A 2111-nucleotide genomic window follows, 5' to 3' on the forward strand; every position below is an offset into this window, starting at 1 on the left:
CCGCCCGGGCGCGCGGTCCGGTCCCGTGCCGGGCCGCCGCCTAGGCTCGGCGGCGTGACCCGCCTGACCGTCGCCGCCCGTGCCGCCGTCGCCCCGTTCCACGTCATGGACGTCTGGGCGGCCGCCGCCGAACGGGCCCGCACCCACGGCGACCTGATCAACCTCTCGGCCGGGCAGCCGTCGACCCCGGCGCCGGAACCCGTGCGCGCGGCCGCCGTCGCCGCGGTGCAGTCGGAGGTGCTCGGTTACACCGTCGCCCCCGGCATCGCGGAGCTGCGCGAGGCCGTCGCCGGGCACTACCGGCGCACCCGGGAGCTGGAGGTCGACCCGGGCGACGTCGTGCTCACCACCGGGTCCTCCGGCGGGTTCCTGCTGGCCTTCCTCGCCGCGTTCGACGCGGGTGACCGCGTCGCCATGGCCCGCCCCGGCTACCCCTGCTACCGCAACATCCTCGCCGCGCTGGGCTGCGAGGTCGTCGAGCTGCCGTGCGGGCCGGCGACCCGGTTCCAGCCCACCGTGGAGATGCTGGAGGCGCTCGACGAGCCGGTGAAGGGCCTGATCGTGGCCAGCCCGGCGAACCCCACCGGAACCGTCCTCGACCCCGCCGAGCTGGCGGCGCTCGCGTCGTACTGCGAGGAGCGTGGCATCCAGCTCGTCAGCGACGAGATCTACCACGGCATCACGTTCCCGGGCAGCCCCGCGACGAGCAGCGCCTGGGAGACCTCGCGGGAGGCCGTGCTGGTCAACTCGTTCTCGAAGTACTTCTCGATGACCGGCTGGCGCCTCGGCTGGCTGGTGTGCCCGCCGCGGCTGCGCCGCACCGTGGAGGGGCTGGCCGGCAACTTCACCGTCTGCCCGCCCGCGCTGCCCCAGCACGCGGCGCTCGCCGCGTTCGACGAGGCGAGCTACGCCGAGGCCGACTCCCACGTCGTGCGCTACGGCCGTAACCGGGACCTGCTGCTCGACGGCCTGCGCGGGCTCGGGATCACCCGGCTCGCCCCCGCCGACGGCGCGTTCTACGTCTACGCCGACATCGCGCACCTGCTGCGCGAGGGCGAGGACTCGATGGCCCTGACCTACCGGCTGCTCGCCGACACCGGCATCGCCGTCGCACCGGGGCAGGACTTCGACCCGGTCGACGGCGGCGCCTACATCCGCTTTTCCGGCGCCGGGACGCCCGAGGGCATCACCGAGGCGCTGGAGCGGCTGCGGGCCTGGGTCTGAGCCGGCCTCAGAGCACCAGCTCGGGCTTCACCGCCGTCGCCGTCCACACCCGCTTGCGGTATGCCGCGAACGTCGCCAGCGCCAGCGCCCCGGCGAACCAGACCAGCAGCACCGGGACCGCCGTCCCGAGGACACCCGCCAGCTCACCGCCGTACATCAGGTGGCGCAGTGCGTCGACGGCGTAGCCCATCGGCATCACGTGGTGCACCGGGTAGAGCGGCCCGGGGATGGTCTGCCACGGGAACGTTCCGCCCGCCGAGACGAGCTGCAGCACCATCAGGACGAGCCCGAGGAACTGCCCGACCGCGCCGAGCAGGGCGTTGAGGGCGTGCACGATCGCGGTGAACGTCATCGAGGTCAGCCACAGCAGCGCCAGCGTCGCGAACGGGTGCACCGGGGTGATCCCCAGCAGCAGCGACACCACCGCGTACATGCCGGTGACCTGCACGACTCCCAGCAGGCCGGCCGGGATCCAGCCGCCCAGCGCGATCCGCAGCGGGCTCTGCCCGGCCGCGATCGCCCGTCGGGACAGGGGCTGGACCAGCAGGAACAGCACGTAGCCGCCGATCCAGGTGGCAAGTGCCATGAAGAACGGGGCCAGCCCGGCGCCGTAGGTGTCGGCCTGGGAGTAGGCGACGTCGCGGGTGGCGACGGGGTCGCCGATGTTCGCGGCGGTGGCCTCCCGGACGCCCGGGGCCGGGTTCGGGATGTCGTCCAGGCCCGAGGCCAGGCCGTCGTGCAGCCGCGTCGCGCCGGTGGCGAGCTCACCGGTGCCCGAGTCGAGCCGGCGCGCCCCGTCGGCGAGCCGGTCGGTCCCGTCGACCGCGGTGCGCTCCCCGGCGACGAGCCGGTCGGCCCCGGTCCGCAGCGCGGTGGCGCCGGTGGAC

Annotated in this window: 2 protein-coding genes; one reads left to right on the forward strand and one right to left on the reverse strand. The window is 74.7% G+C overall.

Features of this window, described 5'->3' with window-relative positions; all coding sequences use genetic code 11:
* Nucleotides 1-105: 105 nt before the first annotated feature.
* Nucleotides 106-1224 (forward strand): aminotransferase class I/II-fold pyridoxal phosphate-dependent enzyme, encoded by a 1119-nt coding sequence (locus GTW08_RS07625; RefSeq protein ID WP_202416648.1) that lies wholly within the window; start codon nucleotides 106-108, stop codon nucleotides 1222-1224.
* 7 nt (nucleotides 1225-1231) lie between these two features.
* Here GTW08_RS07625 and GTW08_RS07630 read toward each other — a convergent pair.
* A partial coding sequence (locus GTW08_RS07630) for a YhgE/Pip family protein (protein ID WP_161151663.1) occupies nucleotides 1232-2111 on the reverse strand: 880 nt, incomplete at its 5' end.

Origin of the sequence: Pseudonocardia sp. SID8383 (assembly GCF_009864975.1) — a bacterium.
In the GTDB taxonomy this organism is placed as follows: domain Bacteria; phylum Actinomycetota; class Actinomycetes; order Mycobacteriales; family Pseudonocardiaceae; genus Pseudonocardia; species Pseudonocardia alni.